This window comes from Paenibacillus sp. FW104-T2 (genome assembly GCF_058789975.1).
The window spans coordinates 90186-112521 of record NZ_JBYTCE010000004.1 but is presented as its reverse complement, the minus strand read 5'-3'; the positions used below and the strand labels follow the sequence as shown (position 1 = coordinate 112521).

General features: G+C 46.8%; 18 protein-coding genes. 9 read left to right on the top strand and 9 right to left on the bottom strand.

Annotated elements, in window-relative coordinates; all coding sequences use genetic code 11:
- The first annotated feature begins 2 nt into the window (after positions 1-2).
- Complete coding sequence (locus AC3WQ3_RS06790) at positions 3-1208, top strand: cation:proton antiporter (protein WP_095359650.1); 1206 nt, start codon at positions 3-5, stop codon at positions 1206-1208.
- Between the two features lie 125 nt (positions 1209-1333).
- On the opposite strand, the gene AC3WQ3_RS06785 is transcribed toward AC3WQ3_RS06790, so the two are convergent.
- Positions 1334-2212 (bottom strand): PhzF family phenazine biosynthesis protein, encoded by an 879-nt coding sequence (locus AC3WQ3_RS06785; RefSeq protein ID WP_492471823.1) that lies wholly within the window; start codon positions 2210-2212, stop codon positions 1334-1336.
- A gap of 186 nt (positions 2213-2398) precedes the next feature.
- Here AC3WQ3_RS06785 and AC3WQ3_RS06780 point away from each other — a divergent pair, with 186 nt between their 5' ends.
- Both AC3WQ3_RS06780 and AC3WQ3_RS06775 read left to right on the top strand, forming a co-directional pair.
- A complete protein-coding gene (locus AC3WQ3_RS06780; protein WP_492471822.1) occupies positions 2399-3325 on the top strand; it encodes an NADP-dependent oxidoreductase in 927 nt (308 codons plus the stop codon).
- 181 nt (positions 3326-3506) lie between these two features.
- Positions 3507-4244: a cyclase family protein gene (locus tag AC3WQ3_RS06775; protein ID WP_492471821.1), complete on the top strand. Its 738-nt coding sequence runs from the start codon at positions 3507-3509 to the stop codon at positions 4242-4244.
- A gap of 129 nt (positions 4245-4373) precedes the next feature.
- Here the strand turns inward: AC3WQ3_RS06775 and AC3WQ3_RS06770 are convergent, their stop codons facing one another.
- The 4 genes from AC3WQ3_RS06770 to AC3WQ3_RS06755 form a co-directional block, all read right to left on the bottom strand.
- Positions 4374-4574 carry a hypothetical protein gene (locus tag AC3WQ3_RS06770; RefSeq protein ID WP_336780409.1) on the bottom strand — a complete coding sequence of 67 codons (201 nt, stop codon included), beginning with the start codon at positions 4572-4574 and terminating at the stop codon, positions 4374-4376.
- Positions 4575-4728: 154 nt separating this feature from the next.
- The gene (locus AC3WQ3_RS06765) at positions 4729-6555 is read right to left on the bottom strand and encodes an ABC transporter substrate-binding protein (protein ID WP_492471820.1); all 1827 of its coding nucleotides are present in this window, start codon (positions 6553-6555) and stop codon (positions 4729-4731) included.
- Between the two features lie 59 nt (positions 6556-6614).
- Positions 6615-8129 carry an ABC transporter permease gene (locus AC3WQ3_RS06760; protein WP_492471819.1) on the bottom strand — a complete coding sequence of 505 codons (1515 nt, stop codon included), beginning with the start codon at positions 8127-8129 and terminating at the stop codon, positions 6615-6617.
- A gap of 12 nt (positions 8130-8141) precedes the next feature.
- Positions 8142-9602, bottom strand: coding sequence for an ABC transporter permease (locus tag AC3WQ3_RS06755; protein ID WP_492471921.1), 1461 nt, complete (start codon positions 9600-9602; stop codon positions 8142-8144).
- Positions 9603-9730: 128 nt separating this feature from the next.
- Here AC3WQ3_RS06755 and AC3WQ3_RS06750 point away from each other — a divergent pair, with 128 nt between their 5' ends.
- On the top strand, positions 9731-11476 hold the full coding sequence (locus tag AC3WQ3_RS06750; protein WP_492471818.1) for an ABC transporter ATP-binding protein: 1746 nt from the start codon (positions 9731-9733) through the stop codon (positions 11474-11476).
- 111 nt (positions 11477-11587) lie between these two features.
- Here AC3WQ3_RS06750 and AC3WQ3_RS06745 read toward each other — a convergent pair whose 3' ends face one another.
- The 3 genes from AC3WQ3_RS06745 to AC3WQ3_RS06735 all read right to left on the bottom strand — a co-directional run bounded on the left by AC3WQ3_RS06745 (position 11588) and on the right by AC3WQ3_RS06735 (position 14326).
- Positions 11588-12367, bottom strand: coding sequence for a hypothetical protein (locus AC3WQ3_RS06745; RefSeq protein WP_336780415.1), 780 nt, complete (start codon positions 12365-12367; stop codon positions 11588-11590).
- 114 nt (positions 12368-12481) lie between these two features.
- Positions 12482-13243 (bottom strand): helix-turn-helix domain-containing protein, encoded by a 762-nt coding sequence (locus AC3WQ3_RS06740; protein ID WP_492471817.1) that lies wholly within the window; start codon positions 13241-13243, stop codon positions 12482-12484.
- Between the two features lie 18 nt (positions 13244-13261).
- A complete protein-coding gene (locus tag AC3WQ3_RS06735) occupies positions 13262-14326 on the bottom strand; it encodes a suppressor of fused domain protein (RefSeq protein WP_492471816.1) in 1065 nt (354 codons plus the stop codon).
- Between the two features lie 148 nt (positions 14327-14474).
- On the opposite strand from AC3WQ3_RS06735, the gene AC3WQ3_RS06730 reads away from it, so the two are divergent.
- From AC3WQ3_RS06730 to AC3WQ3_RS06710, 5 genes are all read left to right on the top strand, one after another.
- Positions 14475-14768, top strand: a complete 294-nt coding sequence (locus AC3WQ3_RS06730; RefSeq protein WP_492471815.1) for a hypothetical protein — start codon at positions 14475-14477, stop codon at positions 14766-14768.
- A gap of 349 nt (positions 14769-15117) precedes the next feature.
- Positions 15118-16575, top strand: coding sequence for a glycoside hydrolase family 1 protein (locus AC3WQ3_RS06725; RefSeq protein WP_492471814.1), 1458 nt, complete (start codon positions 15118-15120; stop codon positions 16573-16575).
- 70 nt (positions 16576-16645) lie between these two features.
- A complete protein-coding gene (locus tag AC3WQ3_RS06720) occupies positions 16646-18070 on the top strand; it encodes a glycoside hydrolase family 1 protein (RefSeq protein WP_153979579.1) in 1425 nt (474 codons plus the stop codon).
- A 232-nt stretch (positions 18071-18302) separates the two neighbouring features.
- The gene (licT, locus tag AC3WQ3_RS06715) at positions 18303-19154 is read left to right on the top strand and encodes a BglG family transcription antiterminator LicT (protein WP_492471813.1); all 852 of its coding nucleotides are present in this window, start codon (positions 18303-18305) and stop codon (positions 19152-19154) included.
- 129 nt (positions 19155-19283) lie between these two features.
- On the top strand, positions 19284-21200 hold the full coding sequence (locus tag AC3WQ3_RS06710; protein WP_492471812.1) for a beta-glucoside-specific PTS transporter subunit IIABC: 1917 nt from the start codon (positions 19284-19286) through the stop codon (positions 21198-21200).
- A gap of 131 nt (positions 21201-21331) precedes the next feature.
- Here the strand turns inward: AC3WQ3_RS06710 and AC3WQ3_RS06705 are convergent, their stop codons facing one another.
- Positions 21332-22213 carry a LysR family transcriptional regulator gene (locus tag AC3WQ3_RS06705; protein ID WP_492471811.1) on the bottom strand — a complete coding sequence of 294 codons (882 nt, stop codon included), beginning with the start codon at positions 22211-22213 and terminating at the stop codon, positions 21332-21334.
- Between the last annotated feature and the right edge of the window lie 123 nt (positions 22214-22336).

The window sequence follows — 22336 nt, the reverse complement described above, 5'->3', positions numbered from 1 at the left end:
CTATGGATATGCTCATATTCGAAGTGGGAATTGCTGTTGCGCTGATTACACTTACGGGGCTAATATCTGCACGATTACGATTTTCGGTCATTCCTTTCTACATTCTGATCGGAATGGCGGTTGGACCGCATGCACCACAGATCGGTATCGTGGATTTGCGTTTCATCGAAAGCTCGGCATTTATTGAATTTATGGGCAGGCTTGGCATTTTGTTTCTTTTATTTTATCTTGGACTTGAATTTTCGGTCTCCCGATTGATGAAATCGGGCAAAGCCATATTGACCGGAGGCATGTTCTATGTAGGGCTTAATTTTGCTTCCGGTCTGCTGCTGGGCTGGTTCATGGAGCTGCCGTTAAAAGAAACGCTGGTGGTGTGCGGCATCATGACCAGCTCTTCAACAGCGATTGTGGCCAAAGTACTCGTTGATCTGAAGCGCACGGCGAATCCCGAAACGGAGATTATTATGGGCATGATCATGTTTGACGATCTGTTCATTGCCATTCATATCTCGATCCTGACTGGCCTCGTTCTCAGCGGGGCGACCTCGTTCCTCAGTGTACTGCTGGTATCCTTGTCTGCGATGCTGTTCATTGTGCTGTTTCTGATCATTGGCCGGAAGAGCATCAAGTATATTGACAAGGCGCTGAATATCAAGTCATCCGAACTGTTTCTGCTTACCGTGATGACGTTGCTTTTTTTGGTCGCTGGTTTCTCGGAAACGCTGCATGTTGCCGAGGCGATCGGTGCATTAATGATGGGACTGGTCCTCGGTGAATCGAGACATGCGAACCGGATTGAGCATCAGGTCATGCCGTTCAAGGACTTTTTTGGTGCGATCTTCTTTTTTAGCTTTGGGCTGACCATTGAACCCTCCTCCCTTGGGGGTGCTGTCGGGATGACCATCATTGCGGTCATTTTAACCATTGCGAGCAATTATGGCGCAGGAATGATTGCAGGCAGAATGTCTGGAATGACGCCAAAGGCTTCACTCAAGGTAGGATTCACGCTGGTTTCCCGAGGGGAGTTCTCCATCATTATGGCGAACATTGGCAAGGCCGGAGGATTGATGGTTTCAATCCAGTCCTTCGCTGTGTTGTACGTGCTGATTCTGGCGGTTCTGGGCCCGATCCTGACGAAGGAAGCGCCGTGGATCTATGGGCAATATGAGCGTCTGAGAAATCGATTACGAAGGAAAGAAACAGGTTAGATTGAATTCGGGTAGCAGCGTCACACCGGGAGAGACTTCATCTCTCGGGTGTGACGCTTTTTTTTGAATTCCTATGCTACCAAGTACGGTAAGTGAGAAGGCGAGCAACGCGGATATTTTTTTGCCTAAGGAAGATGAATCCCAATATTCTCGATATGCACGGCGACGCCGCCGATCTGAACTTGAGTGATCTCGTTGGAAGGGCCGAGTGTTATTCTGCCCAGGATCCTGGAAGGACGGTTCATCGTGTACCCTTGTTTGATTATGTATGTCTGATCATGGGGAGCTCGGAGTTGTTGATACTTATGCAGGTAACACAGCAATGCGCCATTGGATGTCCCTGTGGCGCTCTCTTCCGGTATGTTGTACAGCGGGGCAAAGTTCCGACATTCTGCGAGGGCTGCATTATCTTGCGTTTCAAGTGCGAACACATGATAACCCACCACTTGATGAGCTTTGCTGATGTCGGAGATTTGCTGAAGGTCAGGGTTAATGGTTGTCAAAACATCAGGATGCCTAACCGGAATTAAGATGTCGCGCAGCCCGGTAGACACGATCTGTACAGGCAATTCTGGATGTAGGTCCTGCAGCGGAATCTGCAGAGAGTCTGCGATGTCCTGCCGGTTAACCAGCTCTCCAAACTGCGGAAGCGTCTGGGACAGATAGACGTCACCGCCTTTCTCGACGGTTACCTCGAGAATGCCTGCAAGTGTATCAAGTGTATACCTGCCCACGTCGACCATCTGCTCTGCCTTCATCAGATAGAATAGTGCAACCGTTGCATGTCCACATAGGTCTACTTCATGATTTGGAGTAAAGTAACGTATCTTGTAATCAGCTGAATTCGAAGGCATGACAAATGCCGTTTCAGAAAATCCGACTTGTCTGGCAATCTCCTGCATCTGCGACGCGGACAAATGCTCTGCCTGCATAACGACTCCAGCGGGGTTACCTCCCTCAACGATATCCGAAAATGCATGTAATGTGATGACCTCAATATCCATTTTGTTTTCCCTCGCTTGTCCGTTAGTTCATGAAAAATGAGAATGTTCCTATTATAGCATGCTTAGTGGCTGTTTTTTTGATGGAACGAGGACGGCGAGCTTGAGATTCAAGGTCAAGTGAATGGCTGCACAGGGTAATGAAGAAGGAGGGCACGCGATAATCCAATCGAAAGGCAGGGATTTGGTATGAAAGCTATTGTTATTGATAAGTTTGGTGGAGCGGAACAATTGAAGGAACAGGAAGTACCGAAGCCGACATGTGGAATCAATCAGGTCATCATCCAGATTCATGCAACCTCGGTGAACCCGGTCGACTTCAAAGTCAGGCAAGGACATATGGAAGAAGCGGCTGATTCATTCCCTTTGATTTTGGGCGGGGATGCTGCGGGTATTGTAGCAGAGGTAGGATCCAATGTTACACAGTTCAGGGAGGGTGACCGAGTATTCGCCCGTCCGCGAAGCTTCGGAACCTATGCAGAATATGTGGCGGTAGATGCAGATATCGTATCCCGTATTCCGGATAATCTGAGTTTTGAGGAGGCTGCGGCCATACCGCTTGCGGGCATGACAGCCTGGCAGGCACTAGTTGATCATGCGCACCTCGCCAAGGGGCAAAAGGTATTGATTCACGCGGGAGCAGGCGGTGTGGGAACTTATGCGATACAGATTGCCAAATACATTGGTGCTGAAGTGGCGGCAACGGCGAGTGAGTCCAATGAGGAGCTGCTTCGCTCCTTGGGCGTGGAACATTTTATCAATTATAAAAAAGAAGATTTCTCGGAGATCCTCTCCGGGTATGATGTCGTGCTCGATACAATGGGTGGTGATATTCAGCGGGACAGCTTCAAGGTGCTAAAGTCCGGCGGACATCTGGTTTCGCTGGTGGAGCAACCGGACGAGAACCTTGCCAAGGAGGCAGGCGTAACTGCGAATGTATTCATGATGGAACCGAAAGGGGAGCAGCTCGACCAACTGGCGAAGCTCGCCTCAGAAGGGAAACTCAAACCTGTGATTGACGAGACGTATGATTTAAGCGAACAGGGACTTCAGGAGGCGCATAAGAAAAGCGAAACACATCATACACGTGGGAAGCTTGTCATCCGTGCGCAATAGGTGTCAACTCGCATACGAAGGTTATATTACATTGAAATTAGGAGTCTGAATCAAGGCCATCTTCCGTTTGGGAAGGTGGCTGTTTCATGGAGGAGGGAGGGGCAGAAGCAGCATTCCCATATGTGGAGGTTTAAGATATAATAGTAGAAATTTATTCCATTCTGCGTATGAGGTGATCCAATTGTCCAACGAACTCATCGAGGCCATTCAACTGCTAAAAGAAAAGAAATGGGTTGATCTGACCCATACTTTTGGCCCGGAATCGCCGCACTTCTCTGCTTTTGATGCTGCCCAGTTTGATACGTTGTTTAATCACGACCAAGGTTTTTTCGCTCAGAGCTTTACATTCCCCGGCCAATACGGCACCCATCTGGATGCACCGATTCATTTTGTGCGTGACACGCGTTATCTGGATCAGCTAGGGCTGAAGGAACTTGTTCTGCCGCTGGTGGTCATTGACCAGTCTGCTGCCGTGGCGGGCAATCCGGACTTTACGCTGGATGTCGAGCATATTCTTGAATTCGAAAAGGAATATGGGGTCATTGAAGAAGGCAGCTTCGTGGCACTTCGTACCGATTGGAGCAAACGCTGGCCCGATCATGAAAAGTTCGACAACAAGGATGCAGAAGGCAACAGCCATGCACCCGGTTGGTCGGTTAGTGCATTGATGTTTTTGTTCGAGGAACGCAAAATCAAGGCCATTGGTCATGAAACCTTCGATACCGATTCAGCTGTGGATTATCAGAAGAATGGCGCACTTCTCGCGGAATATTATGTGCTTGCTCAGGATACATATCAGGTAGAGTTGTTAACCAATCTGGATCAGGTGCCAGCAAAAGGTGCAGTGATCTTCAACATTGTACCCAAGGCCGAAAAGGCTTCCGGATTCCCGGTTAGATCCTTTGCCATTTTGCCTTGATGCGGCAGCTCTCCAATGAAATCAAGTTCTATTGAAAGTAAGCGTCGAATTGAAATACAAATGCTATTTACTAGATTAGTTCTCATATGTAAACGTAAGGGAGGCACGCGTTGCCTCCTTTTTTATGTCTTACTTTTGATCCGAGTGGGGATTCGGATTGAATCGTTGTGAGATTTTCTTCTCTGCTTTCCTGCGCCGGATCCAGCGCTTAAGTATGTTCTGCTGCTTTCTTTCTTCCAGTGTTTCTTTCATGCCTTGAATCATGAATTCGGATCTTCGTCTATCATCCCGACTAATCCCGCGTAATTCTTTAATAAATTTGTCGTCCATATCTGCCTCTCGCTTATTCAGGATAACACCATTATACCGAACGTACGTTCTTTTATCAAGTTTTACCATTAACCTGCTTGCAATCTGCATGATATGAAAACGGCTGCCGACAGAACCCTGGATTGATTCTGTCAGCAGCCGTTTATGCTTTTATCTACTTGGATGCGTTGTAATTGCTCAAGAACTCTTTTACTTTGGCCGGGTCAGACTTCAATTCATTCCCTGTCTGAACGAGAGGGCTTACCGTGGAATAGGCTTTGAGCTTGTTGTTCTTATAGAACTGGAGAATCTCATCCTGATTAATGGAGTACAGCACTGCCTTTCTCAAGTCACTGCTCTTCGCCACATCTCTATTCTTGGTGTTAAACAGCAGATAGGAAACCGCGTTGCTCGGAATGCTCTGCAGCTTCAGCTTGCTGTCACTTTCAATGATGTCATACTTCGTTTCGGGTACCCCGTAATACAGATGAATTTCACTGCTGCGAAGGGCAGATAGCGCACTGTCAGCATCCGCGATGAAGCGCACGTTTACCTGTGAAATTTTCGGAGCATATTCAGATCCTTTGCGGTATCCGGGGTTTTGATAGAATACGCCCTCGTAGTCGTTTTTGTAAGCCAGAATGTAAGGTCCGCTTGCATACAGTGTGTTGTTGTACGAAGCCCCCTCTGTTACCGTGTTCTGGTCACCATAAGGAATATCCTTGTTTACGTCAAAAGAAGCTACGTCATAGGTGTTGATGCTCTCCACCTGTTTCTTGGACACGATCCCCGCGGATTGGTGAGCCAGGTAATTCAGGACTTGAGGGAAAGGCTCTGTTGTGGTCAGTTTCACGACCTGATATTTACCTGCACTATTATCCGCTTTTGTTTTGTCTGAGACCAGTTCGGTGATTTTGGAATCGAGTCCTTGCTCGAGAGCGTCTTTGATGGTTCCCTTACCGCCGGATTGCTGGATCGATTCCAGGGTGCTCAGGTCGGTTACCAGCTCAGCTTCTTTGATATGCTCGTGCAAGCTGTATGTCCGGTGATCCGGAACAGAGTCTTTATTTTTGGCGCGGTCCAGAGAGAAGATGACGTCATCGGCACCCACGCGCTCGCCGGTATCTACTGCCTTTTTGTTTTCAATCTTTGCAAAGTTAATATCGTCTCTCAGAATGAAATAATACTCCGAATTCCCTTCAGCGATGCTGAAATTGTGGGAAAGTGATCCTTCGGCCGTCAGTTGATCATCATCCGTCAGGTTTACAAGACGAACATACATGTTGGTGTTCAATTGGTTGATGGAGCCGTCGTTGCCTTTGATCGGGTCAAGGGAAGTCAGCACGGAAGCACTTTGAGTCAGGATCAGTGGATCCTTAGTATTCTTGGAACTGTCTTTGAATTCGATCGGTTCCCAAGCCATGGCACGGGACTTGGACAGGCGTACCGTATCCGGATTCAGGATGTCCTGATTCACGGCCTGACTTTTCAGGGAAATGTACAACGGAGCGATGTAGGCTTGATCCGTTACCAGGCGGTCCTCCAATTGTTTGTACGTTTCCTTGTATTCTTCGGGTGTTTGGGTAGCTGCGGCGTCAATGAGTTTATCGATCTCTTCATCCGCCAGAATGCTGTAGTCACCACCGGTTTTGAAAAGAGAACGAACGGCATAGTCCGGGTTACCGGTTACTGTCGTCCAGCTGGAGAGAGCAATATCATAGTTGCCTGCGTCCTGTTGGGATTTGTAGCTGCCGTAATCCGGCTGCAGATTCAGCTTTACATTGAAGCCGTTTTTGGTCAGCTGGTCACGGATGATATTAACGTCATTTTCGGAAGAACTTTGGGCGAGCAGCTCAATGTCGACTGGAGCCTGATTCTGAGCGCTCTCTGCTGGCGAAGTCGGGGCCGTCTCCGATTGGGATTCGGACTTGGTCTTCACGCTGCAGCCCGAAATCACGATGACGAGAATAAGCAGCAATGAGATCAACGAACGTTTTTTCATGGGATTACCTCCTGGATAATTTTGAATGGAATGAATTGAATAAATTGAAATTGCTTGAATTAAGCCTTTACCAACTTCGGATCAAGTGCGTCGCGCAGACCATCACCGAGAAAGTTGAATGACAGAACCAGCAGAATGATAGCCAGTCCCGGATAAATGGCGAGATACGAGTGCGTTTCCAGATATGTACTGCCCAGTTTGAGAATGTTGCCCCATTCCGGGATATGTGGTTCGACACCCAGTCCCAAATAGCTCAGGCTGCTGGTAGCAATGACCGCTCCGCCAATCGTAAGCGTGGACTTGATGATCATTGGTGCAAGCGAGTTGGGAATGATGTGCTTGAAAATGATGGAACGGTTGTTATAGCCGAGTGCACGCGCAGCCTCCACGAATTCGAAGGTGGAAACATACAGGACACTGGCTCTCATGGTACGTGCATAAGTTGGGATCGATCCCAGACTGAGGGCCAGAATCAGATTGACCGTATTGGCACCGAATGCTGCAATGATGGCAATGGCCAGCAGGATGCCCGGAATGGCATAGAGGACATCGAGCAGCCGCATGATGATATTGTCTGTGTGTCTTCCATAGAATCCGGAGAAGGCTCCAAGGACTCCGCCAATGATTACAGGAATAATGGTCGACAGGCAGCCTACGATCAACGAGATGCGGGCACCGAATACGATTCGGGAGAACAGGCATCGCCCGAAGTCATCCGTCCCGAGTGGATAAGCCAGGGATGGCGGCTGCAGCAGGGCGGAATAGTTGTTTTCGACCGCCATGCTGTAATCAAAGGTGAAGAAACTGCAGATCGAGATGGAAAATAGAAAGATGATAAAAAACATGCCGGACATCGCTGTTACGTTAGGAGCCAGTCGGTCCCAGAGGTCGTTCCAGAAGTTTGATTTCTGTTTCCCTTGTCTCCGGTAGCGCCCAATGATGGAAATGCCGAGCAGCAGTGCAAAAACGTTTCCTGTGACCGAGGTCAGAATCAGCAGGATGCTGACAGCAACCATCCATCGCGGGATGATCGAAGCAGCAGTATACTGGGCTACAATCATCAAAACGACCAGGTCAATGACCAGAATGAGTAGCAAGGCGGCCATGGCTGGCAAAAACATATCGGATACATAGGGTTTGAACATATTGAGCGCCGATACGCCAATAACGAACAGCTGCGTCAGCAGCATATAGACCGCAAAGGTGTATTCCACTTGCTTTGCTTTTTTGATCAGATGAAATGCGGCTGTGACGATGAAAATATTGCCAGAGCAGATGGCCAGCAGCTGAACCCAAGCCAGCCTGCGGGTTAATGCTGAGATATGTCCGTGTCTGGTCAAGTCTTTTCGGATGAGCAGCATCAGAATACTTTGAATGAGCGTGAAGAAAAGATAGATACAAAGTGCAGTCAGCAGAAAGGGTCTGAACTCTTGCCTGCCCAGGTCATAACTGTTAAACAGCAGTAACACCGTTAATAGGAGAGAAGTGACCCATGCAAAGCTGGCCTGACTGTATTCTGGTGAAGACTTAAGCCGGAAACGCACTTCTTGTGTTAAGGAACCCGAATTTGTCATATTGCACCTGCTTTAATATTGTTTCATCTTGGAACGTACTCTTGGATCAATAAATGCGTACAACAGATCTACGATTACATTAATGATGGAAATGGTAATCGCTGTATACACTACTCCGCCCATGATACTCGGAATATCGGGAATAAATTGTTTATCCACAATGTAACTGCCGAGTCCGCTAATATTAAATACTTTCTCCGTTACGGCCGCTCCGCCGAGCATACCTCCGAATTGCAATCCAACGACCGTTACGATTGGAATCAAAGCATTGCGTACCGCATGTTTCAGCAGAACACTCCGTTCGCTGAGTCCTTTGGCGCGAGCTGTCATCACGTAATCTTCGTGAATAACCTCCAAAGTGGAAGAACGGGTCATCCGGGCCACTGCAGCTGTTAATCCTGTTCCCAGAACAATGGTTGGCATAATGATGGACAGCCAGTTCTGAGGATTGAAGGTTGCAGGCAGCCACTGCATTTTAATTGAAAAGTTCAGGATGAAGATCAGTCCCTGCCAGAAGTTCGGAATCGACAATCCGATCAGGGCGATAAACATAAACGTGTAATCAAACAGCGAATTGGGCTTGATCGCCGAGATGATCCCGATGGGAAGTGCGATGACAAGGGCAAGCAGTAGAGAAATGACTGCGAGTGTCAGTGTAATCGGAAACTTTCTGGCTATGGTCGCGGTCACATCCTCATTTCCCGAGAAGGAGTTGCCCAGATCAAACAGCGCGATTCCTTTGATATTGTTCCATAGCTGAACGAGATAAGGCTGATCCAGACCGTATACGTGATTAAAGGCTGCAATCTGCTCCTGTGTCGCTGTCTCTCCGAGAATGTTGGCTGCCGGGTTGAACGGAGACAGATACAGGATGGTGAATACGAGGGTAGCTACACCCAGAATGACGAACAGAGTCATCAGTATTCTTTCGAATATGTACTTTAGATAAGGATTGCCATAGATCCATAGTATGACGTACATCAGACAGCCTGGAATGATAGATAGAGCCACAAACCAGGGTCTATCCAGCAATGCAAGGAACGTGTCGGCCATGGTCAGGCGCTGTTCTCCATGTCCCTGCAGCCTGCGTGACGTTCGTTCATACAACTCTTTCTGATAGGTTTCCTCCAGCCACTGCTCCGTCTGACGCTTGAATTCTGTTTCACTTACCTGCTGTTGGAAGAAACGATGTTTGCGCCGCAGCTGTTCTTCTACTATGGTTCGAAGCTTATCCCGGTAAGAAGAAGCGTGCATCTCCTGTTCTACAGCTCGCTGAGTGGTTTGCCATCCATCCTTTTGTCGTTTGGATTGCCACACCAGAAGCACAATCAGATTGATTGGCAGCCCGAGAATAAACAGCACATATCGGTAGGAGGGATGAAGCAGCATTTTGCCATAAATGAAACTCAGATGCTGTGCAAGCCGTGACATTTTGCCGTCTACTGCAAGATTCAAACCGTGCAAACCTCCCATCATTCAGTTTTAAATTGCATTATTCCGATTGATATAGTATATATTATTTAGGGTCTATTCAATTGTCAAGGTATGGAATTGTGTACATATTATGAAACGCATAAACATGAAGGAAAGCAGGTGTTTACATGCAGCCTTTACTGAAAGTTAGTGATTTGTCGGTCTCTTTTCATTCTGGAGAGAATGAGTTTCAGGCGGTACGGGAGGTCAGCTTCGAGGTTCGGAAAGGGGAAACGCTTGGGATTGTTGGAGAATCGGGAAGCGGCAAAAGCGTAACAGCCCGTTCCATTATGAGGCTGCTTGCTTCTCCTCCATCTCAGATGAAGCAGGGAGAGATTTTGTTTCGCGGAGTTAACCTGGCGACTAAAACGCAAAAGGAGATGGAAAGCATCCGCGGCCGCGACATCGGCATGATTTTCCAGGACCCCATGAGTTCGCTTAATCCGACCATCAAAGTTGGAAAACAAATCTCCGAAAGTCTGATCAAGCATCAGAAGCTGACCCGCAGGGAAGCGAAAAAGCAAGCCATCGCCATGCTCGAACTGGTTGGCATATCACAGAGTGAGGTGCGCTACAATCAGTACCCACACGAGTTCTCGGGAGGCATGCGTCAGCGGGTTATGATCGCCATTGCACTTGCTTGCCGCCCGGAGCTGCTGATTGCCGATGAACCAACCACTGCACTCGATGTGACCATCCAGGCGCAAATTCTGAATCTGATGAAAGACATGCAGGAACGTCTGGGAACGTCCATTATCCTGATTACACATGATCTGGGGGTTGTGGCTGGAATGTGTGACCGCGTCGTGGTCATGAAAGAGGGACAGATCGTGGAATCTGGGACAACGGCAGAGATCTTCGCGAATCCGAAACACGAATATACGTCCAGACTCCTGAATGCCTTGCCGCGGTTGGATGAGAAGAAGAAACCCAAACCGGTTTCACTGTTCCCTAAGGATCTACAAGATGATCAGCCTCTGCTTGAGGTGAAATCCCTGCGGCAGCATTTTAATCTTGGCAAAGGCAACGCGCTGAAGGCAGTGAATGATATCAGCTTTTATATCCGCCAGGGCGAGACACTGGGGGTTGTCGGAGAGTCTGGCAGCGGGAAATCCACGACGGGGCGTGCCATCTTGAGACTGCATGAACCGACTGGCGGGGATGTCTTGTTCAAAGGGGTTCCACTGAACCGGCTGTCCACTTCGGAAATGAAAACGATGAGACGGCATATGCAGATCATCTTCCAGGACCCCTACGCCTCATTGAACCCGAAATTGAGAATTATGGACATTATCGGGGAGGCTCTTGATATTCATCAGCTGACCAAGACAACAGCGGAGAGGGAGAAGCGGGTGGAAGAGCTGCTGGAAATGGTGGGGCTTGAGCCATCCCATGCGCTGCGGTACCCTCACGAATTCTCTGGCGGTCAGAGACAGAGAATCGGGATTGCGCGGGCACTTGCTGTGGAACCGGAGTTTATTGTGTGCGATGAACCGCTGTCTGCGCTCGATGTGTCCATACAGGCGCAGATCGTACAGCTTCTTGAGGAATTGCAGCAGCGGCTTGGTTTGACGTATCTTTTTATTGCACACGACTTGTCCATGGTCAAACATATCAGTGATCGTGTGGCTGTGATGTATAACGGTAAAATCGTTGAGCTTGCTGAGAGTGAAGAGCTCTATTCCAATCCACAGCATGCGTATACGAAGTCGCTTCTCTCTGCAATCCCGGTCCCTGATCCGGCTGTGGAAGCGAAGAAAAAACGCACGGTGTTTGAAGAAAACAGCAGGGAGCAGCTAGCCGATCGTTACAATCTGGAGCAGTCCAAGTGGGTCGAAGTAACGGAAGGGCACTGGGTGGCCGTTTCCGGCTAGAACGGATCAAAGTGATCAAACAAGCAGGCACAAAAAAATAACCCCGTCAGTGATCTGTGCAAGATCAACTGTGCGGGGTCCTTCATACGTTTGTTTTAGGTGTGGACTTTATTATTTGAATTGAACGGATTTCTTGATGTTGTCAATCTCGGCTTTGCTTGCATCATCCAAATACGTGAAGATGAAGTTGAAGGCATAACCTTCAATGATGGTGCTGTAGTAATCCTGTGTAATGGTTGTACCGTCACCAGCATCCATTGTGATTTGCATAACATCCATCTCTTTACCGCCGATCGTTTCGGTTGCAATTTCTTTATATTCATAAGGGAACTGGCTGTCGACCATGAATTTCTTGGTTGCTTCCAGGTAGTCTTTACCTGTGCGAATCCCCTGCAGCAGGCTGACTTTCTCGGCAATGGCCATAGCGGAAGGACCTACTTCCTGACCACCCAGCGGCAATTCCGAAGCCATCAACAGGTTCAGTGTTTTTGTTTGGGACAGTTCAAGCTGTTTTTTCTTCGTATCATCGTCACCGGCAATGGCTTCCGAAGAAGCACTTGTCAGCTCGTTCATTCCTTCTGCATCCTGGAACTCCCATTCCTCAGGGAATTTCAATGATACACCGAAGTAGTCATTCGTGTAAGAACCTTTTTCGGTTGTGCCCAGTTCCACGTTAGCTGAATTGTCTTCTTCAGCTGCTGCGTCAGTCGACGTTTCCGTACTTTCAGTATCCTCTGTCTTGGCGGTATCCGTGTCTGTAGCGGCTGCAGTTTCTGTTTTAGTCGTGTCTTCCGTTTGAGCGTTGTTATCTGCCTTGTCACCGCAAGCGGCTGCAACAAGCATCATCATGATGAGCATAGTGAATAAAGACGTTTTTTTTGTGATAGACATAAAACCCTCCTGAATTAAATGTGTGTGTTTTTTCTCTTTCTCTAATCTGGCGTACTACAAAATTGTAGCACAAGTGTTCTTCTTGACCACCTATAGGAAACTATAGGGGTTCCACTATAAATAAGACAATCGGCTTGCAATTGAAACAGCTTCCGTGCTGGATTGCACACCTAATTTGTTGAAGATCACTTTTTTGTGGTGATTCACCGTGCATTCCTTGATTTTTAATTTCAAAGCAATGGCCTTAACGGTTAACCCTTTTGAGATCATTTCAAGGATGGTTAACTGACGCTCAGTGAAATCCACAGAAGGTTTCTCGGAAGGAATGGATGACATCAGGCTCTGATAGCTGTTCTGCATATGGGCAGGGATGAGCTTGGCAATGGCGATTAATTCACTTTGCATATCTGCGTTAATGGTGGACACATCCAGATAACCGGAATGGTTGATTCCTACAGATAGAGGCGTAGCGTAACAGTGCCATTGCTGAAAAAGAGGGCTCTCATGCTGCTCTGGTGGCAGCAATACCGGTTCGTTCTTTTCCATGGTGGCCGAGATGGCGTTGATTCCGCAGCTCTGTGCAGTGAAAACCATGCCTGGACGAATCGGTGACTGCTTCACTTCATCCTCCAGATCAGGGCTGTAATCCATGGCGAGCAGCACGCCATCCGCATCCGTCAGCAGAAACAGATAGGTGCTGGATAGGTTCTCCCTTATATCCGATAGACTGCGCTGGAAGGCACCGATCAGAAAATGATTGATTTTGCGCAATCTTTCCAGACTGGTCCTGGAAATATATTTAATATGAGCCATGCTCGATCTAGGTGCACTGATGTCAGACCAAGGTTCCAGCAAGGCCGATGTAGTGACAGACATGATACTACCTCCTTACATTTAACCGATGGTTTCTACGACGCGACCTTCCTGGTCGGTAATTTCAGTTCGGACGATTCGGATAACCAAGCCGGGAAGGGAAGGTATTTCGAATGTCATTTCCGAAGGTTTAAGATGAGCTGTTAGTTCGTTTACTGTCTGTTCATTCACGGTTACGGTGATTTTGGTTTCTTCTTCATGAAAAGCAGCATTTTCTCCGGCCTCGAAGGTGATATTTACTCCTGAACCTACAAGTGATAACGGAGCACCTTTTGCAATGCGGCTGCGCAGTATTTTTCCAATCAGAACCGCCTGTTTGGCTCCAAACTGAAGTTCGGCGGGCACATTTTTTTGCAGCAATCTTTTGCGGGAAGGCGTCCAAGTTAGTTGTTGTATGAATAAAAATGCCGTGCTTGAGCCTTCAAGCTCAATTCCACGCTGAACAGCCTGCACTACCGATGGAATATCCACATAGGAGTTACGCATGAGATCCGTGACATATTTGGGCATGAAAGGTTCGCATGATTTGAGGAATCCGCGAGTATTCCACGTTTGCATTGTTTCCAGTTCACGTCCGGTGATTCCGACCATTTGAATGAACTCCACTGTACCATTAGGGGTGGATAGCTGCTTCAGATCCGGGTCTTCAATAAAGGAAAGGGCGGTCAGCAAGGTATCAGAGCCCAGACAGATCGGTCCATTGGCATCCAGATAGTCGCCTGGGCGAAATACGTTACCACTATTGAAGACATACCGCCCCATATTCTGTAACAAGTTCAGAGCCCAAGCGGGAGGTTCAGTCTCATCCTCTGTTCGGGTAAGCCGAAAGGTCAGTTCGAATCCATATCCACTGTGCTCTGGATCATTGGTTTCTTTGTCATATAGTTCGGAGAAACCGTACGTTACAAAATGCCAATGAGGCGTGGGATGTTCCACTTTATAGGCACTGATTCCATCCAGAGGGTCAGGTCCTCCGAGCGCATAAGGGATGGCTGTGCCATAATGTTTGGGTTCCTGCTCCCCATAAAGTTCGTTAAATGCTTTATCAATGGCATCCCAGCCGGCTGTGCTTGCTTCATCAGTCATGATGGGTTCCTCCTTCAGGTGTTCAATCTCTCAAAAAACATGTAAAATTAAGTTTACCTGTCTCAGTTATCGTTTCAAGCGGCTTAAGGCTGAATTATGTCAGATAGGACTTCGGGGTATCAAATCGCATTTCAGGGAGGCATTTTACATGAGTATGAAAGATATCTTTCTTGCTGAATTCAATCAGGAGAATTGGGACTCATTTGTTATGTGCTTTGCCGATCGCTTTTTGCAGGTCGATCCGAAACTGGTTGAAAGCGCGAAACAAAAGGGAATTCCGGCAGATATATGTCAGGTGTTTTTATGCGAAATGGGGGAGTATGCACTGGAATGGGTGCGCAAAAAGCTGCTTGCTTTAGGCGACCAAAGTCCTGCAAGCTATCTGGGTCATACAGACGGCACAAATGCATCAAGAGCAGCCGTTATGTGCATGCCGCGTTGAAGTTCTTCTATATAAAATGGGTGTCACGTGGTGAAGTTGATTTTGATTTATAGATATGTTACGCTTACATCACGAGAGAAAAACAACCGAATAATCAATACATCGTTTGATGGATTGTTACTGCGAAGACAGGCAAAACCTAAACTGATGGTGAAATGAAAGCTCCTTTTTTGGGCGCTATTTTACCTTGAGTTTAGGTTTTTCTTGTTTTCTGGCCTCTTTTGGGTCCATGGATCAGGAACAACCTCAAGTGGATCTACTGATTATCGTGTTGGTTTGCTCGAAATAGGACATTCTATCTTTCTGACTTGTCATTACAAAATAAATTGTTGAAAAGAGGTTGTTGTTCATGACTACGGCAAAAAAAGGTTTCCCTGAAAACTTCCTATGGGGCGGCGCTACTGCTGCCAATCAATTGGAGGGAGCATTTGATGCAGACGGTAAAGGTCTATCCACAGCAGATATGATCGCCCATGTTCCCAAAGAGAAACGTACGGGCGGACATGCGATGGAAATCTCCTCTTCCCGCATCGAAGAAATTCTGTCAGGCAAAATTGAAGAGCGGTTCCCGAAACGCTTTGGTATCGATTTCTATCATCGTTTCAAGGAAGACATCGCCTTGTTTGCCGAAATGGGCTTCAAAGTATTCCGCTTGTCCATTCACTGGGCGCGCATTTTCCCGAACGGTTATGATCAGGAACCGAACGAAGCAGGTCTGAAATTCTATGACGAAGTCTTCGATGAACTCTTGAAATACGGCATTGAGCCGCTGGTGACCTTGTCTCACTACGAAACTCCGCTTGGTCTGACACAGAAGTACAATGGCTGGGCTAGCCGTGAAGTTATTGGGCACTACGTAAGATATGCAGAAACAGTATTCAACCGTTATAAAAACAAAGTGAAATACTGGCTGACTTTCAATGAAATCAACGTTATGCTGTTCAGCCCGTACACTGGCGGCGGCATTCTGATCGATAAAGTGGACAACAAATTGCAAACGACGTATCAAGCGCTGCATCACCAATTTGTAGCAAGTGCAATGGTAACGAAACTTGCGCATGAGATCATGCCTGGTTCCCAAGTGGGCTGTATGCTCGCTCGCATGGAGACATATCCTGCGACTTGTAACCCGGTAGATGTGCGTCTGGCTCAACACGAGAATCAGATCAACCTCTTCTTCACGGATATGCACGCTCGTGGTAAATATCCGAACTACATGGCACGTTATTTTGAAGAGAACAACATCATGATTCAAAAAGAAGCTGGCGATGATGAAATCTTGCTGAACAACACGGTCGATTTCATCTCCTTCAGTTACTACATGTCCGTAACCAAATCAGCTTCTGCTGACCTGGAGGAAACTGCAGGCAACCTGGCTGGCGGTGTAAAAAACCCTTATTTGGAAGCTTCCGACTGGGGTTGGGAGATCGATCCAATTGGCCTGCGCATAACGCTGAACAACTTCTGGGATCGTTACCAAAAACCATTGTTCATCGTAGAGAATGGTCTTGGAGCTTATGACAAAGTGGAAGAAGATGGTTCGATTCATGACTCCTATCGTGTGGATTACCTGAAAAAACACATCGAACAAATGAAGGAAGCCATCAAGGATGGTGTGGATCTAATCGGATTTACGGCTTGGGGTCCAATTGACCTGGTGAGTATGTCCACTTCCGAAATGTCCAAACGGTACGGCTTCATCTACGTTGATCTGGACGACGAAGGTAACGGAACCCTCGAACGTTCCAAAAAGGATTCTTTTGACTGGTACAAAAACGTGATTGCAAGCAATGGTGAACAGCTGTAATTACAGGTTCGGATAGCTTGAACGCTTCTGACAAACAATGAATAGACACGATAAGAGAGGAATGATTGAGATGACAACACCATTTCCTAAGGACTTTCTATGGGGCGGCGCGGTAGCCGCCAACCAGCTTGAAGGAGCTTATAATACGGATGGTAAGGGATTGTCTGTCCAAGATGTGATGCCTCACGGGATCACCACGCCAAGAACGGAAGGACCTACGGAAGATAACCTGAAATTGATCGGTATCGATTTCTACAACCGTTACAAAGAGGACGTAAAACTGTTTGCCGAAATGGGCTTCAAAGTGTTCCGTACATCCATTGCCTGGTCCCGAATCTTCCCTAAAGGGGACGAGCTGGAGCCAAACGAAAAAGGTTTGCAATTTTACGATGACTTATTCGATGAGTGCCACAAATACGGGATTGAACCCCTGGTAACGATCTCTCACTATGAGACACCGCTGCATCTATCCAAAACGTATGACGGCTGGGTTAACCGTAAAATGATCGAGTTTTACGAGCGTTATGTAACGGTCCTGTTCAACCGCTTCAAGGGCAAAGTAAAATACTGGCTGACGTTTAATGAAATCAACTCCATTTTGGAGGAGCCATTCATGAGCGGCGGGATCTATACGCCAAAAGACCAATTGAGCAAGCAGGATCTGTATCAGGCGATTCACCATGAGCTGGTGGCAAGTGCACTGGCTGTTAAACTGGGTCATGAAATTATGCCGGAAGCCAAAATTGGCTGTATGGTTCTAAGTATGCCAACGTATCCGCTGACTCCGAATCCGGATGATGTAGTTGCAGCGATGCATGCAGAACAACGTAATGACATTTTTGCCGATATCCACGCACGTGGATACTATCCAAAATACATTAACCGTTATTTCAAGGCGAATAATATCAATATCAAGTTCGAAGACGGAGATGCGGAAATTCTGAAGCATACGGTCGACTTTATCTCGTTCAGCTACTATGTAAGTATCTGTGAGACAGGCGATCCAGAGAAACGCATTGAAGGAAAAGGAAATCTGTTTGCAGGGGTTCAAAACCCTTACCTTAAAGCAAGTGAATGGGGTTGGCAGATCGATCCGCAAGGTCTGCGTGTGACGCTGAATAAATACTGGGATCGATATCAAAAACCATTGTTTATCGTTGAGAACGGGCTGGGTGCTGTGGATGAATTGATCACGGACGAGAACGGCAATAAAACGGTAAATGACGATTATCGCATTCAATATCTGAATGACCACCTGGTGCAGGTGGGTGAAGCGCTTGAAGATGGTGTAGAAGTTATGGGCTACACTTCATGGGGCTGTATCGACCTGGTTAGTGCATCGACTGCAGAGATGAAGAAGCGTTACGGATTTATCTATGTGGACCGTAACAACGACGGAACAGGTTCACTGGAACGGTATAAGAAAAAATCGTTCCATTGGTACAAAGAAGTTATTAGTACTAATGGTGCAAGCTTGAAAGGCATTAACGAATAATAGTGGTTCAAAAGGCATGGTTGACAAGCATCTTCTCATGTCATAATTAGTCACATTAACCGCTTACACAAAAACATTGTCATATAGATATTTATATGGTAAGATGGGCCTAAGGCTAATGAATAACTGGATTGTTACTGTTCAATCAGGCAAAACCAGAAGCAGGGCATCTTTCGTGACCTGCTTTGGTTTTGCCTTTTACTACTTTGACGGTGCAAGGTGATGTGAAGAAATGAAAATTGAGAAGGTGCTCAACAACAACGTAGTTACCGTGATTGATTCGGGCGGAAACGAACTGGTCGTCATGGGGCGGGGAATTGCCTTCAAAAAACATGCTGGTGAATCGATCGACGAAAGTCTTGTCGAAAAAATATTCTCATTGGAAAGCAAGGAAGTATCGCAGAAACTGAAAACGCTTCTGTCTGATATTCCAGTTGAATATGTTGAATGCTCGGATGAAATTATTCGTTATGCGGAGACGGTGTTAGGTGAGAAGTTACATGAGAGCATCTATATTTCACTAACGGATCATATTCATTTTGCCATTGATCGACATCGTCAAGGATTGCAGATCCGTAACGCACTGTTCTGGGAGATCAAGCGCATGTACCGCAAGGAATATGCCATTGGACTAAAGGCACTACAGATTATTGAAGAAACGCTGGGTGTACTGCTTCCCGAAGACGAATGCGCATTCATCGCCATGCATCTGGTCAACGCCCAGATGAACGGCGAGATGAGAGAAACCATCAGTATTACGAATATTGTCAAGGACATACTCAACATTGTAAGGCGCAGTTTTGTCATTGAACTGGATGAGGATTCGCTGAGCTATTATCGCTTCTTAACCCATCTGAAGTTTTTTGCTCAACGTGTGCTGCAAGGTACAGCCATTGAAGACAAGGAAGAAGATAATCCGCTTCATGATCTGGTGAGTAAGCAATACCCTGAAGCATTTGCTTGTGCAGTCAAGATTAATGATTATACGCGGAAGATCTATAATCGGGTCTTGTCCAAGGAAGAAATACTGTATCTGACGATTCACATTGAGCGTGTTGTAAGAAATGAACAACCAATTGAATAATTTTGGGATTGTTACTGCTAAAAAGGCAAAACCTAAACGTTGAATAATGATAAGCTGAAACTGCTTTGTCATTATTCAGTGTTTAGGTTTTTTTTTAACCTTCATTACACATTAAAGGAGCAAAACACAATGGATAAACAACAATTGTCCAAAGATATTCTGAAATTGGTCGGTGGAGAAGAAAACATTGATCAAGTCACGCACTGTATGACAAGACTCAGATTTAATCTCAATGACAACGGCAAAGCTGACAAAGCGACGCTTAAAAATACACCTGGCGTTATGGGCGTTATGGAGAATGGTGGTCAATTTCAGGTTATTATCGGGAACGATGTGCCTGTGGTGTATAACGCGCTGGTAGGAAACATGTCCAAATCTCCTGATGCGAAACCAGCTGCTGCTGCAACAGGCGGCAAAAAGAAAAATCCGCTGAGTGCCGTATTTGACTTTATTTCAGGTGTGTTCACTCCAATCCTTCCAGCCATCACTGGCGCAGGTATGATCAAAGGAATCGTGGCCTTGCTGCTTACCTTTGGATGGATTGATGCAACAAGTTCAACATACATCATCTTATCCGCAATTGGTGATGGTGCGTTCTACTTCCTGCCAATCATTCTCGGGATTAGTACAGCACGTAAACTCGGGAGCAATATGTACATTGGTGCGGCCATTGGTGCATCGGTTATGCATCCAACCATTACCGCTTTGTTAGCACCGGGTGAGAATGTATCTTTCATCGGTTTGCCGGTTGTAGCTGCAACCTATGCATCTTCGGTTATTCCGATTTTGATTGCAGTCTGGTTGGCATCTTATGTAGAAAAAGCTATCGACAAGGTTACACATGCTTCACTTAAATTGATTGTTGTACCAACAGTTACACTGCTTATCATTGTTCCTGTTATGATGATCGCCGTAGGACCACTAGGGGTTATCATTGGTAACGGCTTGACAGACGGTATTAACTGGTTGTTTAATAATGCTGGTTTGTTTGCAGGATTGCTTGTTGGTGGAGCGTTCTCCCTCTTGATTATTACAGGAATGCACTATGCGCTCGTTCCAATCATGATCGGTTCCATTGCAACATTGGGATACGATTACTTGATTCCGCTCATGATGGTTGCTAACTTTGCACAAGCAGGTAGTGCTCTGGGTGTTTCTCTGAAATCCAAAAACAAACAAATCAAATCCTTGTCTGCATCGACTGGTGTTACCGCACTTATGGGTATTACAGAACCAGCTATGTACGGGGTCAATATGCGATTCAAAAAACCGTTTGTGGCAGCACTGATTGGTGCGGCAATTAGCGGAGCGTTCATTAGCTTCTTCCAAACAAAAGCGTATGTTATTGGTGGTCTGGCAGGTCTTTCAGGAATTCCAATGATCATCGGTCCGACATTTGTATATGCTCTGATCGGAATAGTCATTGCGGTTGTAGCTTCAGCAATTCTGACCTACATCCTCGGATTCGAAGATGTTCCAGAAGCGGTTCCAGCAGCAGCGACTACAGCTTCAGCTGAGCCTGTTACACCAGTTGCCGCTGATGTAAACAGTTCCGCTTCAGCAGTATCTGCGATTGAAGAAGAAAAAGCCCAGGATCAAGAAGTATTCAGCCCGATGACAGGGGAAGTAAAACCGTTGAGTGAAGTACCGGACCCTGCATTCGCTGAAGAAATTATGGGTAAAGGATTTGCAATTCAGCCGACCGAAGGTCGTGTGGTTTCCCCGATTAACGGAACGGTGTTCTCTTTGTCGAAGAGTGGACATGCGATTGGTCTGGTCAGCGACAACGGTGCAGAGATGCTGATTCACATCGGAATTGATACAGTGAAGCTGAAAGGCCAATTCTTCTCGCCTAAGGTTCAGGCGGGTGCAAAAGTTGCTGTGGGTGATGTATTGATGGAATTTGACCGTGAAGAAATCGAAAAAGCGGGTTATACAACCATTACACCAGTCATCATCACAAACATGCATCAATATGAGTCTATTGTATCTGCAGGTCGTACTGCAATTAAAGAGCAAGAGCTGCTCTATACAGCCAAAGCCTAATCCATAAGAAACAGCAGAGTTTCCAAACGTACTGGAGACCCTGCTGTTTTTTTTGTTTATAACTATTTTTTGTATGTCACTGCAAAGGCAAATCCGTTGCTGTCAGAAGCAACACCTCATCCGTTATGTACCTATGGGAGCATCTCCCGAACCAACTGCACGAATTGCTGGGCCGGCTTGGACAGATAACGATGGTGCAGCCAGACGAGCGCTGAACCCACGGTGGAGTTTGGATCAAGGATCCGATATACATGGAATGATTGTTCGTGATGAAGCTGCAGCACAGTGCCAGGCACGATGGAGTTCGCGAATCCGAGCCGGACCAGCTCTAGCAGCATGGCCACATCTGAGCATTCACCCATAATCGAAGGCTTCACCTGATGTTCACGAAACTTCTCGAGAATCAGTTCAAACATGCCAAGTCCCTCTGTACTGGGAAGCAGGAGTGGAACTTCGGCCAACTGATCAAAGTAAGTGCCATTTTCTCCATTGGTCTCCAGGGGCTCCGAGGATATATAGTAGAGCGGCTCCTGCGGCAGATGCAGCACTTCATAGTGTTTGGTTTTTACCGGCATACGTACGCATGCCAGCTCAATCAGTCCATCATCCAGCATGCTGCATAGTTGAGCAGATTCATTCTGCTGAATTTTGTAGGTTACTTGAGGATGGCTTGTGCGAAACTGCTGGAGCGCCTTCGGGATCAGACTATCGGAAATGGTATTCATGCCAAGGGATAGCTTGCCCCGGATGCCGTAACGGAAGCTCTGCATTTCCATAACGGCTTCCTCCATGTATTTGGTCATCGTGACGGCATAATCATAGAAGCTGCGGCCTGCTTGCGTCAATTCCATCAGGCGTCCTTTGCGTTCAAATAAGGCTACGCCAAGCTCTTCTTCCATCAGTTTTAATTGCTGGCTGAGTGGAGGCTGAGCCATGTGCAGTCTTCGGGCAGCTGCGGTAATTTGTTTCTCTTCGGCAATGGCAATAAAGTAGCGACATTGTTTGATATCCACTTGTTTTCACCCTCGTTGCAAGTATATGTATTTCGTATAGTTAGCCAACAAAACATGTATTTTTAATATACTATCCTCCTATGGTACCATACATTAGATTTACGCACCTAAATAGCAAGATTC

Coding starts and splice junctions, on each gene's coding strand:
- AC3WQ3_RS06790 (WP_095359650.1), top strand. CDS start 3: ATGGATATGCTCATATTCGAAGTGGGAATTGCTGTTGCGCTGATTACA.
- AC3WQ3_RS06785 (WP_492471823.1), bottom strand. CDS start 2,212: ATGGATATTGAGGTCATCACATTACATGCATTTTCGGATATCGTTGAG.
- AC3WQ3_RS06780 (WP_492471822.1), top strand. CDS start 2,399: ATGAAAGCTATTGTTATTGATAAGTTTGGTGGAGCGGAACAATTGAAG.
- AC3WQ3_RS06770 (WP_336780409.1), bottom strand. CDS start 4,574: ATGGACGACAAATTTATTAAAGAATTACGCGGGATTAGTCGGGATGAT.
- AC3WQ3_RS06765 (WP_492471820.1), bottom strand. CDS start 6,555: ATGAAAAAACGTTCGTTGATCTCATTGCTGCTTATTCTCGTCATCGTG.
- AC3WQ3_RS06760 (WP_492471819.1), bottom strand. CDS start 8,129: ATGACAAATTCGGGTTCCTTAACACAAGAAGTGCGTTTCCGGCTTAAG.
- AC3WQ3_RS06755 (WP_492471921.1), bottom strand. CDS start 9,602: ATGGGAGGTTTGCACGGTTTGAATCTTGCAGTAGACGGCAAAATGTCA.
- AC3WQ3_RS06750 (WP_492471818.1), top strand. CDS start 9,731: ATGCAGCCTTTACTGAAAGTTAGTGATTTGTCGGTCTCTTTTCATTCT.
- AC3WQ3_RS06745 (WP_336780415.1), bottom strand. CDS start 12,367: ATGTCTATCACAAAAAAAACGTCTTTATTCACTATGCTCATCATGATG.
- AC3WQ3_RS06740 (WP_492471817.1), bottom strand. CDS start 13,243: ATGTCTGTCACTACATCGGCCTTGCTGGAACCTTGGTCTGACATCAGT.
- AC3WQ3_RS06735 (WP_492471816.1), bottom strand. CDS start 14,326: ATGACTGATGAAGCAAGCACAGCCGGCTGGGATGCCATTGATAAAGCA.
- AC3WQ3_RS06730 (WP_492471815.1), top strand. CDS start 14,475: ATGAGTATGAAAGATATCTTTCTTGCTGAATTCAATCAGGAGAATTGG.
- AC3WQ3_RS06725 (WP_492471814.1), top strand. CDS start 15,118: ATGACTACGGCAAAAAAAGGTTTCCCTGAAAACTTCCTATGGGGCGGC.
- AC3WQ3_RS06720 (WP_153979579.1), top strand. CDS start 16,646: ATGACAACACCATTTCCTAAGGACTTTCTATGGGGCGGCGCGGTAGCC.
- licT (WP_492471813.1), top strand. CDS start 18,303: ATGAAAATTGAGAAGGTGCTCAACAACAACGTAGTTACCGTGATTGAT.
- AC3WQ3_RS06710 (WP_492471812.1), top strand. CDS start 19,284: ATGGATAAACAACAATTGTCCAAAGATATTCTGAAATTGGTCGGTGGA.